Genomic DNA, 12,034 nt, shown 5'->3' on the forward strand with positions numbered 1-12,034 from the left:
ACCGCCCGCCGCGGGCGTGGCGCGTGCCCCGCGGCCTGCTCCCGCGCCCGGAGCCGCCCCTCGACGACGCGCGGGTCGCCGGCGTCGTCGTCGACGAGGGGCTGGCGGTGCGCTGGGCCGGCGGTGCGGTCCTGCGCGGCATCGCCACCGGTGGGATCGGCGAGGAGGGCGGCCTGCCGCTGCTCGTGCCGGCCGCACCGGCCCGCGAGGCCGAGGCCGTCGCCGCCCGGGTGCTGGGCGTCGACGCCGTGCGCGCGCCCCTGCGCGACCACGGTCCCGCGGCGCGGGCCCGGCGCTGGTCGCGCGCGATGGCGCCGGCGGGCCTGCTCGCCGCGGCGGTGATCGCCGGGGCGCTCGCGGTGCGCCCGGCCCCGCCGGTCGCGCTCGCCACCTGGGCCGTGGCGGCCCTGGTCCCGCTCGGCGTCGCCGCCGGTCTGGCCGCCGACCGCTGCCGCGCCCTCGGGCACGCCCGCCTGCCCCGCCACCTGGTCACGAGCGCGGGCAGCTGGCGGCGGCGTCGGGAGGTGCTGGACCTCGACCACGTGCTGGGGTGGCAGGTGCGGGCCAGCCCCTGGCAGCGGCGGCGCGGACTCGCCACCGTGCGGGTCACCACCGCGGGCGGGACCGGAGCGGTCACGCTGCTCGACCTGCCGCAGGTGGACCTCGCCGGGCTCGCCGCCGACGTGACGCCCGGCCTGCTCGACCCGTTCCTGACCCCGCTCGCCGCCGCGGCCCCGCGGGGTCGCTGAGACCCCGGGTGCGGGCTCTGGGCGCGCACTAGGTTGGCGGTCATGCCCGAGCAGTCACCCGCCGCGTCGCCCGAGGTACTCGAGGAGTCGCGCAGCGTGCCCGTGGTCGCGGGGGTCGTGGCCGCGGTGGTCGGGTTCTCCAGCTCCTTCGTCGTCGTGCTGGCCGGACTCGGGGCCGTCGGCGCCTCGCCGCAGCAGGCGGCCTCCGGCCTGCTGGCGCTGTGCCTCACCCAGGCGGCGGGCATGGCCTGGCTGGCGTGGCGCCACCGCACCCCGATCGCGCTGGCGTGGTCCACCCCGGGGGCCGCGCTGCTGCTCACCACGGGCGCGGTCGACGGCGGCTGGCCGGCCGCCGTCGGGGCCTTCCTGCTGGTGGGCGTCCTCATCCTGCTCACCGGTCTGCTCCCCTGGCTGGGCGCCCTGATCGCCCGCATCCCCGCCGCCCTCGCCCGGGCGATGCTGGCCGGGGTGCTGCTCCCGATCTGCCTCACCCCGGTGACCGGGCTGGCGGCCGACCCGTGGCTCGTCGCGCCCGTCGTGCTGACGTGGCTCGTGCTCGCCCGACCCGCTCCGCGATGGGCGGTCCCGGCCTCGCTGGTGGCCGCGCTGGTCGTGGTGGTGGTCGAGGCGGGCGGCACGGTGCGGGCCGCCGACCTCGCCCCCACTCTCACCTGGACCACCCCGACCCTCACCGCGGCCGCCGCGGTGAGCATCGCGCTGCCGGTGTGGATCGTCACCATGGCCTCCCAGAACGTGCCGGGCGTGGCGGTGATGACCACGCAGGAGTGGTCGGTGCCGTGGCGCTCGACCAGGGGGGTCACCGGCACCGCCACGCTGCTCGGCGCCCCGCTCGGCGGGCACGCCGTCAACCTCGCCGCCATCACGGCCGCGATGGTGGCGGGCCCGCTCGCGGGCGCGGACCGCGCGCGCCGCTGGTGGGCCGCCCTCAGCGCGGCCGCGGCGTACGTCGTGCTCGGGCTCGCGGCGGCCGCCCTGGCGACCCTGGTGGCGGCCGCGCCGGGATCGGTCATCCCGGCGGCCGCCGGCCTGGCCCTGCTCGGGACGTTCGCCACCTCGCTCACCGGTGCGCTCGCAGAGGACGACGAGCGCGAGGCCGCCGCGATCTGCTTCCTGGTGGCCGCCTCCGGCATCAGCGTCGCGGGCATCGGGGCGGCGTTCTGGGCGCTGGTCGCGGGACTGCTCGCCCGGGCACTGCTCCATCCGCGGTTTGGCACGGCGACGGCGGGGCAGCGTCCACGCAGTCGGCTCGGGAGGCACGACTCCGGGGCCCCGTCCTGAGGAGAGGCGCGTGCCCGACCCCACCGAGGAACTGGCCCGGGTGCGCGACGACGCCGACGTGCTGCTCCAGCAGAGCACCGCGGCCGAACAGGCCGTCGGCCCGGTCACCGCGCACGACCCCACCGGCGAGATCACGGTCCGGCTGGACCCCCGCGGGAGGCTGCGCGACGTGACGGTCGGCTTCGCCTGGGACCGCCGCCTCGAGCCCTCGGAGCTGTCCGGCGCCGTCATCGGGGCGTTCGCCGCGGCGGCCACCGTGCGCATGGAGCGCTACGCCGACGGCCTGTCCGCCGTCGCGGACGCACCCGCGCCGCCGCCGCGGCCCGACCACGTGGGTCCCGAGGTGATCGCCGACCTGCGACGTCGTTTCGAGGAGGGCCCCGGCCAGTCCGACGCCGCCGCGGCGGCAGCCCTGGAGCAGGTGCTGCGCGAGGCCCGTGAGGGCCTCGAGGAGGCCGACCGCATCCTCGAGCAGCACGCCACGGCCGAGCACAGCGGCCGGAGCCGATCGGGGCGGGTGCGGGCCCGGGTGTCTGCGGGCGGCGAGCTGCTCGACCTCGAGTTCGACCAGCGCTGGCTCCCCCAGGCCCACCCCGCCAACCTCGGTCGCGAGATCACCGAGGCGGTCCGGATCGCCACCCACCGCGCCCAGCAGGAGGGCGTCACCGCCCTGCTGCGGGCCAGCACCCTGGCCCGGCTGGCCCGGGAGGCGCTGCCCCCCGGTGGCTTCGAGGACCTCCAGCACACCGTTCCCTACGACCCTGAGGAGCAGGCATGACCATGCAGGCCGGATTCGAGGCCCTCACCCAGGAGGCCGCGGAGTGGGACGACACGTCCGACACCCTGCGCGCCGCCGCGCTGATCGCCGCCGGGCTGAGGTTGGAGACCTCCCAGTTCTCCTTCGTCGCCTTCATGACCGGGGTCGACACCGATTACGAGGCGGCCCGCCAGCACGTCGTGGACGTCACGACCGCCGGCATGGTCGAGACCCGCAAGATCGCCGACGCGCTGCGTGAGGTCCGCCAGGACTTCGCCAGCACCGACGCCGGGGTGGTCGATCGCGTCCGCGCGCTGTGGGTGCCCGAGTGAGCGCCGCCGCCCGACCCCGCACCGCAGCCCGAACCCCCCGGCTCGCCGTGAGCCGCCGTCTGGAGGATCCTCGTGGGACCTGAGGCCATCGACCGCATCCACGACCTCTTCGACGAGGTCGATCAGAAGATCGAGTCCCTGCGCTCGAAGATCAACGGCATCCTGGACTGGGTGCTGTGGGGGCTGGGCTGGGCCGTCGACAAGTTCCGCGACCTGTGGGACAAGGCGATGGCCAAGCTCGGTGAGTTCTGGGACAAGATCCGCGAGATCGTCTCGTACCTGGGCCAACCCTGGGACCTGAACAGCACGGCCGACTCCTGGACCGAGGTCGGTGCGCCGGTGGCGGCCCGCGGTGCCGAGGCCGACCGCTCGCAGAGCCAGGTCGACTACGAGTGGAAGGGCCGCGCGGCCGACCGGTACGCCGCCTCGCTGGCCGCCCAGCAGAAGGCGCTCACGGGCGTGCAGTCCAAGCTGACCGCGCCGATCGCGCCCGCCCTGCGCAGCGTCGCCACCGCCCTCTACATCTTCTACGGCGCGGTCGCGGCGGCCATCGTCATCCTCGTCGCGGCGATCCTCACCGCCACCGGCGAGGCGGTGAGCATCCTCGGTCTGCCCGCGGTGCCGCCGACGGTCATCACCGGCATCGTCGCCGCCCTCGCTGCCATCGCGGGCGCCACGCTCAACCTGCGCAGTGCCGCGAGCGGCGCGCAGAGCGTCTTCGCCCAGGTGGCCGCCGAGACCGCCGACTTCGGGGAGCGCGACTGGCCGGCCGCCGTGGTCTCGTGAGCGCCGACGTCGTCGCCCGACGGGCGGCCACGGGTGCCGGGATCGCCCTGGTCGGCCTGCTCGCCACCGGGGTGGCGCTGGCGGGCGCCGCCACGACCACGGGCGAGGTCGTGCTGGCCTGGTGCGCGGCGGGGGCGTTGCTCGGCGCCGTCGTCGCCACCACGGCCCTGCCCTGCCTGCGGGCTGCGAGCGGCGCGGGTCGGCTGAGCGGCCTGCGGCTCGCGACGGCGGCCCACGGGCTGCTGCTGGCAGCCGCGGTCGTGGCGGGTCAGGGGCAGGCGCTGATCGTGATCGCCCCGTGCGTGGTCGTGTCGGTCCTGCTGCTCCAGGCGGCCACGGCCAGGCACCGCCCCCGGCCCTGACCCCGCGTCACAGCACGCGGAACAGGGTGGAGCGCAGCCCGAAGATCGAGCGGAAGTCGTCGCCGTCCACCGTCACCGCACCGTCGACGAAGGTCAGCCGCAGGGTGACGACGCGCCCACCGAACGCCCCGTCGCCGTCGCGCTCGGTGACCTCCGCACCGACGAACGCGCCGAGGCCGGGGTAGGCGCGGGCGAGGTCGCCGCCCGGGATCGTCACCGACCAGCCACGGTAGGCAGTGTCGAAGGGGTCCTCCTGGGACACCAGGTAGTCCACGGAGCCGGCCGACTGCCAGCCGCCGTTGCTGGCCGAGAACTGGGCGAAGGCGGGCCGGCCACCGGCGAGCAGGACGCGGCGTGCGGTGGCCTGCACGGCGCGGTCGCTGGCAGGGTGCTCGTCGGTCGCACCGCCGTAGACCTGGCACAGCGCGGTGTCGCAGATCTCGTAGTGCGGGGCCAGCGGCTGGCGCCGCTCGAAGGCGGCGTAGGTGCGTGCCGCGACCGACTGCGCCCGCACCGCGGCGCCCGGCCACAGCGCCGGCACCTCGCGCGGCACCACTCCGCGCAGGTACTGCTCGAGCGGCAGGACGTTCACGGTGTCGCGTGCGGCGCCGACCCGGGGCGCCGCCGAGCGCAGCACGCCGCGGTAGGCGCGGTCACCGGCCGGGGTGCGCAGGGTGATCGGCGCGCCGCCGGCGTCGAACTCGGCCTCGCCCGGCACCGTGCGCAGGGTGCGCCACCCGGCACCGCGGGCCTTCCACTCGATGGCCGTGCGCCGCCCGCCGTCGGCGGCGACCAGGCGCCACTGGAGGGCCCGGGGCTGCCCGAGCCGGTAGCGGCGGTCGTTGCTCAGCGCGCGCACGACCAGCCCGTCGCGGTCGCGCACCGCGACGTCGGCGCTGGTGTCGGCGCTGATCAGCACCGACACCGAGCCGCCGGCGCGGCCCTGGCGCAGCGTGGGGTAGTAGAAGCGCAGGATCTGCTGGTCGCTCTGCCCGGCCTTCGCGCGGAAGTAGGCACCCCACTGGGAGAGCCCGTGACCGTGGCCGAACCCGTTGCCGCGGACCTGGAGTCCCTCCGCGCGCCGGGGCTCGGGCCGCTCCGCCGCCCGGGCCGGCGCGAGCGCGCCGGCCAGCAGGGCGATCACTGCGAGCAGCACCCCCACGGGCAGCAGGACGCTGCTCCCGTGGTGCCGGTGGTGGCGGTGGTGGGACGGTCGTGGGTGCGGCATCGCAGCCTCCGGTCGGCTCCAGGGCACCCCGGCCGAGTCCGGCGCACCTCGAACCGTCATCGTGCCACGGCGGGGTGCCGCCCCCGAGGCGCGGGTGGACCCCCCGGGGTCAGGCGCGCACGTGGTGACGGCGGGCCGCCTCGGCGATCGAGCCCGAGATGGAGGGGTAGACGGTGAACGCCTGGGCGAGCTGGTCGGCGGTGAGCGACTCGGCGACGGCGAGCGAGACCGGGTGGATGAGCTCGCTGGCCCGCGGCCCGACGACGACGCCGCCCACCACGATGCCCGTGCCCGGACGGCAGAACAGCTTCACGAACCCGTCGTGGACGCCCTGCATCTTGGCCCGCGGGTTGCCGGCCAGCGGCAGCATCACCGACTCGGCGAGGATCTCGCCGGCGTCGACCGCCTGCTGGGTCCAGCCCACCGTGGCGATCTCGGGGGCGGTGAAGACGTTGCTGCTCACCTTGCGCAGGTCCAGCGGGTGCACGGTGTCGCCGAGGAAGTGCCACATCGCGATGCGGCCCTGCATGGCCGCCACGCTGGCGAGCATCAGCACGCCGGTGCAGTCACCGGCGGCGTAGACCCCGCGCGCGGAGGTGCGCGAGACGCGGTCGACGTTGACGAAGCCGCCGTCCTTGAGGATCACCCCGGCCTCCTCGAGCCCGAGGTCGGCGGTATTGGGCACCGAGCCCAGCGCGAGGATGCAGTGCGAGCCCTCCACCGAGCGGCCGTCGGTGAGGCGCACGGTGACGCGGTCGCCCTCGCGGGTGACCGACTCCATGCGCGAGCGGCCCAGCACCGTCATGCCGCGCCGCGTGGAGACCTCCTCGAGCACTCGGGAGGCGTCGGCGTCCTCGCCGGGCAGGACCCGGTCGCGGCTGGAGACGAGCGTGACCGGGATGCCCAGGGCGAGGTAGGCGCTGGCGAACTCCGCGCCCGTGACGCCCGAGCCCACCACGATCAGCTCGGTGGGCATCTCGGTGAGGTCGTAGACCTGCTCCCAGGTCAGGATGCGCTCGCCGTCGGGCTGCGCGGCGGGCAGGGTGCGCGGCGAGGCGCCGGTGGCCACCAGGATCGCGTCGGCCTCGAGGGTCTCCTCCCCCACGACCACCCGCGAGGGACCGTCGAGCCGTCCCCGTCCGGTGATGACACGCACCCCGACCTCGGAGAGCCGTCGGGCGATGTCCTCGGACTGGGCCAGGGCCAGCAACTTGACGCGGTCGTTGACCCGGGCGAGGTCGACCTGCAGCACCGTGGCGGCGTCGCCCTCGTGGTCCTTGAAGTTCACCCCGAGCTCGGCGGCGCCGGCGACCTCGGTCATGACCTCGGCGGTCGCGATCAGGGTCTTGCTGGGCACGCAGTCGGTGAGCACCGCCGAGCCGCCGAGGCCGTCGGCGTCGACGACGGTGACGTCCGCGCCGAGCTGCGCGGCCACCAGGGCGGCCTCGTAGCCGCCGGGACCGCCGCCGAGGATGACGACGCGGTTGCTCTCGGGTCCTCCGGACATCTGCGACTCCGTCACGTGGCTCGGCAGGGGGTCAGAAGTTGATCATGTGGCCGGCGATGCCGTGGACGGCCTCCTTGACCGCCTCCGACAGCGTCGGGTGCGCGAAGACGTTGCGCGCCACCTCGTCGGCGGTGAGGTCCCACTGCTGGGCCAGGGTCAGCACCGGCAGCTGCTCGGTGACGTCGGGGCCGATCATGTGGGCGCCGAGGAACTCCTTGTGCTCGCGGTCGGCCACCACCTTCACGAAGCCGACGGCGTCGCCCAGGCCCTGCGCCTTGCCGTTGGCCGAGAACGGGAAGGTCGCGGTGACGACGTCGTAGCCCTTCTCCTTGGCCTGGGCCTCGGTGTAGCCGAAGGAGCCGATCTGCGGCTGGCAGTAGGTCGCGCGCGGGATCATGTCGAAGTCGATCTCCATGGTCTCGGCGTCGGCGATGGTCTCGGCGGCGACGATGCCCATGGCCTCGGCGACGTGGGCCAGCATCATCTTCCCGGTGACGTCGCCGATGGCGTAGACGTGCGGCACGTTGGTGCGGCCGCGGCCGTCGACGGCGATGGCGCCGCGGTCGGTGAGCGCGACGCCGGTGGCCTCCAGGCCGTAGCCGGCGGTGCGGGCCGCGAACCCGAAGGCCGCGAGGAACTTGTCGGCCTCGAGCACCTGCTCCTCACCGCCCGCCGCCGGGGCGACGGTGACGCGCACGCCCGAGCCGGTGTCGGTGACCTGCTTGACCGCAGTGGAGGTGAGCACCTTCACGCCGAGCTTCTTGTAGTGCTTGGCGAGCTCCTTGGACACGTCGGCGTCCTCGGTGGGGACCATCCGGTCGAGGAACTCCACGATGGTCACGTCGACGCCGAAGTTCTTCATCACGTAGGCGAACTCGACGCCGATCGCGCCCGAGCCGCCGATGATGATCGAGCCGGGCAGCCGCTCGTCGAGGATCTGCTCCTCGTAGGTGACGACGTTCTCGCTGAGCTCGACGCCGGGCACCAGGCGCACCGTGGCGCCCGCGGCGATGATGAGGTCGGTGCAGGTGTGGGAGGTCACCGAGCCGTCGGGGCCCTTCACGTCGATCGACTGCGGGCCGGTGAGCGTGCCCCAGCCGTCGATCTCGGTGATCTTGTTCTTCTTCATCAGGAAGTGGACGCCCTTGACGATGCCGGCGCTGACCTGGCGCGAGCGGGCGTGCGTGGGCCCGAAGGACATCGTGGCGTCGCCCTCGATGCCGTACTTGGCCTTCTCGTGGGTGAGCACGTGGGCCAGCTCGGCGTTCTTGAGCAGCGCCTTGGAGGGGATGCAGCCGACGTTGAGGCACACCCCGCCCCAGTACTTCTCCTCCACCACGGCGACGGACTTGCCGAGCTGGGCGGCACGGATGGCGGCGACGTACCCACCGGGGCCGGCACCGAGGACGAGGACATCGAAGTGGCTCACGGGTCCAGCCTAGGGCGTCGGGGCTCCCCCGGGCCGCCCGGGGGCGCGCGGGCACTACCCTGCTGGACGTGACGCTCTACGCCGCCTACGGGAGCAACCTCGACCCCGGCCGGATGAGCGAGCGGTGCCCGCACTCGCCGCTGCGGTCCACCGGCTGGCTCACCGGGTGGCGGCTCACCTTCGGCGGCGAGGAGCTGGGCTGGGACGGCGCCCTGCCCACGCTGGTGCAGGACCCCTTCGACCAGGTCTTCGTGGCGGTCTACGACGTCAACCGCGCCGACGAGCACCACCTCGACACCTTCGAGCAGGCCGACACCGGGCTCTACCGCAAGACCAAGGTGCGCATCAACGCGCTCACCGGCGAGCTCGTGGCCTGGACCTACGTCCTGGACGCCTACGAGGGCGGGCTGCCCTCGGCCGTGACCCTCGGCGTCCTCGCCGACGCCGCGGAGGCCGCCGACGCCCCGGCCGACTACGTCGCCGCGCTGCGTCGTCGTCCCTGCCGCTCCACCGGCCTGTGACGCCCGACCCGGGTCCGGCACCCGTGTCCTGAGTAGGGTCGGCGGCGTGAGCGAGGACACCAGCACCACGACCGTCTGGAGCACCGACCCGATCGCCGCCGCGGCGCAGGCCCCCGGCCTGGCGCAGGCGGCCGCCGACCGGCTGGCCGAGCTGACCGGCGTCGAGCGCCACGACGCCGCCCTCGTGCTGGGGTCGGGCTGGTTGCCGGCCGTGGAGGCGCTCGGGACGCCGACCGCCGAGATCGCCACGACCGACCTGCCGGGCTTCGGCGCCGCGGCCGTCGCCGGTCACGCCGGCCGGATCCGGTCGGTGCGGGTCGGGGAGAAGCAGCTGCTGGTCTTCCTCTCGCGCACCCACTACTACGAGGGCAAGGGCGTCGCCGCGGTCGTGCACCCGGTGCGCACCGCCGCCGCCGCGGGATGCCGCACGATCGTGCTCACCAACGGCTGCGGCGGCCTGCGGCCGCACTGGCAGCCCGGCACCCCGGTGCTGATCTCCGACCACATCAACCTCACCGCCACCTCGCCGCTGGTGGGCGCGACGTTCGTCGACCTCACCGACCTCTACTCCCCGCGCCTGCGCGCGGTGTGCCGGGAGGCCGACGCCTCGCTGGAGGAGGGCGTCTACGTCCAGTTCCCGGGCCCGCACTACGAGACCCCTGCCGAGATCGGGATGGCCCGCGCCATCGGCGGCGACCTCGTCGGGATGAGCACCACCCTGGAGGCCATCGCGGCGCGCGCCGCCGGGCTGGAGGTGCTCGGGATCAGCCTGGTCACCAACCTCGCCGCCGGCATGTCCGGGGAGCCGTTGGACCACGCCGAGGTGCTGGAGGCCGGACGCGCCGCGGCGTCGCGGATGGGGGGCCTGCTCAGTCGGATCGCCCCGAGCCTGTGAGCACCGGCCCCTCCCCCGCCGACGACACACGGCAGCGGTTGGTGGCGGCCGCCACCGCGGAGTTCGCCCAGCACGGCGTGCACGGTGCCTCGCTGCTGGAGATCTCCCGGCGCGCCGGGCAGCGCAACCGGGGCGCGGTGCACTACCACTTCGGCTCCCGGGCGGGGATGCTCGTCGCGGTGCTGCGCCAGCACGGCACCCTGATCAGCGCCGCGGAGGCCGATCTGCTCGCCGTGGCCCGCGCGCGCCCCGACGACGTCGACGCCGCCGTGCGGGCGTTCGTGCTGCCCGCGGTGTCGCTGGCCGAGCAGGGCGGCGAGGGCCGGCTCTACCTGATGATCATGGCCGACCTCATCCTGGGCGATCCGATGCGCCTGGAGCCCGACGTGCAGGAGACCCTGCTCGGGCTCGGCGGCTACGAGGCCTACGCCCTGCTCGACCGCCTCGTGGCGGGCTGGATCCCCGAGGACGACGTGCGGCTGGAGCGGATGACCCTGGCCACGCTGTTCGTGCTGCAGGCGGTGGCCGACCGCGCCCGCGACGACCGGCCCGCCCGGCCGTGGCTCCCGGTGGAGCGGTTCCGCGAGAACCTGGTGGCGATGGTCGCCGGGATGCTGCAGGCCCCCCTCCCCCGCTGAGCCCCGCGCTCCCCCCGGGGGCGGGTGCACGACCACCGGCACCGGGGCAGAGTGGAGCCATGAGCAGCCCCGTCCCTCCCGTCCCCACCACCACCCTGGGCACCGGCGCCCACGCCCTGGAGGTCTCGGCCCTCGGCCTGGGCTGCATGGGGATGTCGGAGTTCTACGGCGCCGCCGACGAGGCGGGCGGGATCGCCACGATCCACCGCGCCCTCGACCTCGGCGTGACCTTCCTCGACACCGCCGACATGTACGGCCCCTTCACCAACGAGCAGCTGGTCGGCCGCGCGATCGCCGACCGACGCGACGAGGTGCAGCTGGCCACGAAGTTCGGCAACGAGCGGCTGCCCGACGGCACGCGGGTGGGCATCAACGGCCGTCCCGACTACGTCCGGCGCGCCTGCGACGCCTCCCTGCGGCGCCTCGGGGTCGACCACCTCGACCTCTACTACCAGCACCGGGTCGACCGGTCGGTGCCCATCGAGGAAACCGTGGGCGCGATGGCCGAGCTCGTGGCCGCCGGCAAGGTGCGACACCTGGGACTCTCCGAGGCCGGGCCGGACACGATCCGCCGCGCCCACGCCGTGCACCCGATCACCGCGCTCCAGACCGAGTACTCCCTGTTCACCCGCGACCTCGAGGACGACGTCGCCCCGGTCCTGCGCGAGCTCGGGATCGGCCTGGTGCCGTACTCCCCGCTGGGCCGCGGCCTGCTCACCGGCACCGTCACCGAGGCCGGGTTCGGCGAGGACGACAGCCGCAGCAGCGTCTACTTCCCCCGGTCCCAGGGCGAGAACCTGCGGGCCAACCTGCGCCTGGTCGACCGGGTCGCCGCCCACGCCGCCGAGCTCGGCTGCACCCCCGGCCAGCTGGCGCTCGCCTGGGTGCTGGCCCGCACCGACGCCGGCGCCGGCGTCGCCCCGATCCCCGGCACCCGGCGGGTGCGGTACCTGGAGGAGAACATCGGGGCGCTCGGGGTGCACCTGACGCCGCAGGACGTCGCCGCCCTCGCCGCCGCCGTGCCGCCCGAGGAGGTGCGGGGCGACCGCTACGGCGACATGAGCCACATCGACGCCTGAGGGGACGCCTGAGGGGACGCGCCGGTCGCGGGCCGTTACCGTGCCCTGCATGGCCACCGCCCCCACCAGCCCCGCCGCGCTCGCCGACCTCACCACCGCCGCCCGCGCCTGGCTCGCGCAGGACCCCGACGCCACCACGCGCGCCGAGCTGGAGGCGCTGCTCGCCGCGGCGACGTCGTCGGACCCCGCGACGGCGGACCCGGCGCTGGCCGACCTCGCCGACCGGTTCGACGGCACCCTGGAGTTCGGGACCGCGGGGCTGCGCGGCGCGCTCGGGGCGGGCCCGAACCGGATGAACCGGGTCGTGGTGGGGCGCGCGGCGGCCGGACTGGCCCGCTACCTGCTCGACCACGCCGGCACCCACGCCCCGGGGCCGGTGGTGATCGGCTACGACGCCCGCCACCGCTCCGCCGACTTCGCCCGCGACACCGCCGAGATCGTGACGGGCGCGG

13 protein-coding genes and 1 pseudogene are annotated in these 12,034 nt (G+C 75.3%); 11 read left to right on the forward strand and 3 right to left on the reverse strand.

What is annotated here, in order from left to right:
• The 6 genes from ACERUJ_RS03370 to ACERUJ_RS03395 form a co-directional block, all read left to right on the forward strand.
• A partial coding sequence (locus ACERUJ_RS03370) for a PH domain-containing protein (protein ID WP_370247027.1) occupies positions 1-749 on the forward strand: 749 nt, incomplete at its 5' end.
• A 42-nt stretch (positions 750-791) separates the two neighbouring features.
• Complete coding sequence (locus tag ACERUJ_RS03375; protein ID WP_370247028.1) at positions 792-2,048, forward strand: benzoate/H(+) symporter BenE family transporter; 1,257 nt, start codon at positions 792-794, stop codon at positions 2,046-2,048.
• 10 nt (positions 2,049-2,058) lie between these two features.
• Entirely contained in the window at positions 2,059-2,826 is a 768-nt protein-coding gene (locus tag ACERUJ_RS03380; protein ID WP_370247029.1) for a YbaB/EbfC family nucleoid-associated protein, read from the forward strand.
• On the forward strand, positions 2,823-3,137 hold the full coding sequence (locus ACERUJ_RS03385; protein ID WP_370247030.1) for a hypothetical protein: 315 nt from the start codon (positions 2,823-2,825) through the stop codon (positions 3,135-3,137). Before ACERUJ_RS03380 ends, ACERUJ_RS03385 begins: the two co-directional genes overlap by 4 nt.
• Positions 3,138-3,209: 72 nt before the next feature.
• Entirely contained in the window at positions 3,210-3,923 is a 714-nt protein-coding gene (locus ACERUJ_RS03390) for a hypothetical protein (RefSeq protein WP_370247031.1), read from the forward strand.
• The gene (locus ACERUJ_RS03395) at positions 3,920-4,285 is read left to right on the forward strand and encodes a hypothetical protein (RefSeq protein WP_370247032.1); all 366 of its coding nucleotides are present in this window, start codon (positions 3,920-3,922) and stop codon (positions 4,283-4,285) included. The genes ACERUJ_RS03390 and ACERUJ_RS03395 overlap by 4 nt, the downstream gene beginning before the upstream one ends.
• A gap of 7 nt (positions 4,286-4,292) precedes the next feature.
• Here the strand turns inward: ACERUJ_RS03395 and ACERUJ_RS03400 are convergent, their stop codons facing one another.
• The 3 genes from ACERUJ_RS03400 to lpdA form a co-directional block, all read right to left on the reverse strand.
• On the reverse strand, positions 4,293-5,513 hold the full coding sequence (locus ACERUJ_RS03400) for a SpoIID/LytB domain-containing protein (RefSeq protein ID WP_370247033.1): 1,221 nt from the start codon (positions 5,511-5,513) through the stop codon (positions 4,293-4,295).
• A 109-nt stretch (positions 5,514-5,622) separates the two neighbouring features.
• On the reverse strand, positions 5,623-7,020 hold the full coding sequence (locus ACERUJ_RS03405; RefSeq protein WP_370247034.1) for an NAD(P)H-quinone dehydrogenase: 1,398 nt from the start codon (positions 7,018-7,020) through the stop codon (positions 5,623-5,625).
• A gap of 31 nt (positions 7,021-7,051) precedes the next feature.
• The gene (gene lpdA / locus ACERUJ_RS03410) at positions 7,052-8,449 is read right to left on the reverse strand and encodes a dihydrolipoyl dehydrogenase (protein ID WP_370247035.1); all 1,398 of its coding nucleotides are present in this window, start codon (positions 8,447-8,449) and stop codon (positions 7,052-7,054) included.
• Positions 8,450-8,517: 68 nt separating this feature from the next.
• Between lpdA and ACERUJ_RS03415 the strand changes: the two genes are divergently transcribed.
• The 5 genes and pseudogenes from ACERUJ_RS03415 to ACERUJ_RS03435 form a co-directional block, all read left to right on the forward strand.
• Positions 8,518-8,970: a gamma-glutamylcyclotransferase family protein gene (locus ACERUJ_RS03415; protein WP_370247036.1), complete on the forward strand. Its 453-nt coding sequence runs from the start codon at positions 8,518-8,520 to the stop codon at positions 8,968-8,970.
• Between the two features lie 118 nt (positions 8,971-9,088).
• Positions 9,089-9,865, forward strand: coding sequence for a purine-nucleoside phosphorylase (locus ACERUJ_RS03420; RefSeq protein WP_370247039.1), 777 nt, complete (start codon positions 9,089-9,091; stop codon positions 9,863-9,865).
• Positions 9,862-10,503: a TetR/AcrR family transcriptional regulator gene (locus ACERUJ_RS03425; protein WP_370247037.1), complete on the forward strand. Its 642-nt coding sequence runs from the start codon at positions 9,862-9,864 to the stop codon at positions 10,501-10,503. Before ACERUJ_RS03420 ends, ACERUJ_RS03425 begins: the two co-directional genes overlap by 4 nt.
• Positions 10,504-10,562: 59 nt before the next feature.
• A complete protein-coding gene (locus ACERUJ_RS03430) occupies positions 10,563-11,582 on the forward strand; it encodes an aldo/keto reductase (protein WP_370247038.1) in 1,020 nt (339 codons plus the stop codon).
• Positions 11,583-11,631: 49 nt separating this feature from the next.
• Positions 11,632-12,034 (forward strand): annotated as a pseudogene (locus ACERUJ_RS03435) (phospho-sugar mutase); the annotation flags it as partial.

The organism is Nocardioides sp. (genome assembly GCF_964228225.1).
In the GTDB taxonomy this organism is placed as follows: Bacteria; Actinomycetota; Actinomycetes; order Propionibacteriales; family Nocardioidaceae; genus Nocardioides.

Bases quoted from the DNA above. Each gene is read 5' to 3' on its own strand.
- ACERUJ_RS03375 (WP_370247028.1), top strand. From the start codon at position 792: ATGCCCGAGCAGTCACCCGCCGCGTCGCCCGAGGTACTCGAGGAGTCG.
- ACERUJ_RS03385 (WP_370247030.1), top strand. From the start codon at position 2,823: ATGACCATGCAGGCCGGATTCGAGGCCCTCACCCAGGAGGCCGCGGAG.
- ACERUJ_RS03400 (WP_370247033.1), bottom strand. From the start codon at position 5,513: ATGCCGCACCCACGACCGTCCCACCACCGCCACCACCGGCACCACGGG.
- ACERUJ_RS03405 (WP_370247034.1), bottom strand. From the start codon at position 7,020: ATGTCCGGAGGACCCGAGAGCAACCGCGTCGTCATCCTCGGCGGCGGT.
- ACERUJ_RS03430 (WP_370247038.1), top strand. From the start codon at position 10,563: ATGAGCAGCCCCGTCCCTCCCGTCCCCACCACCACCCTGGGCACCGGC.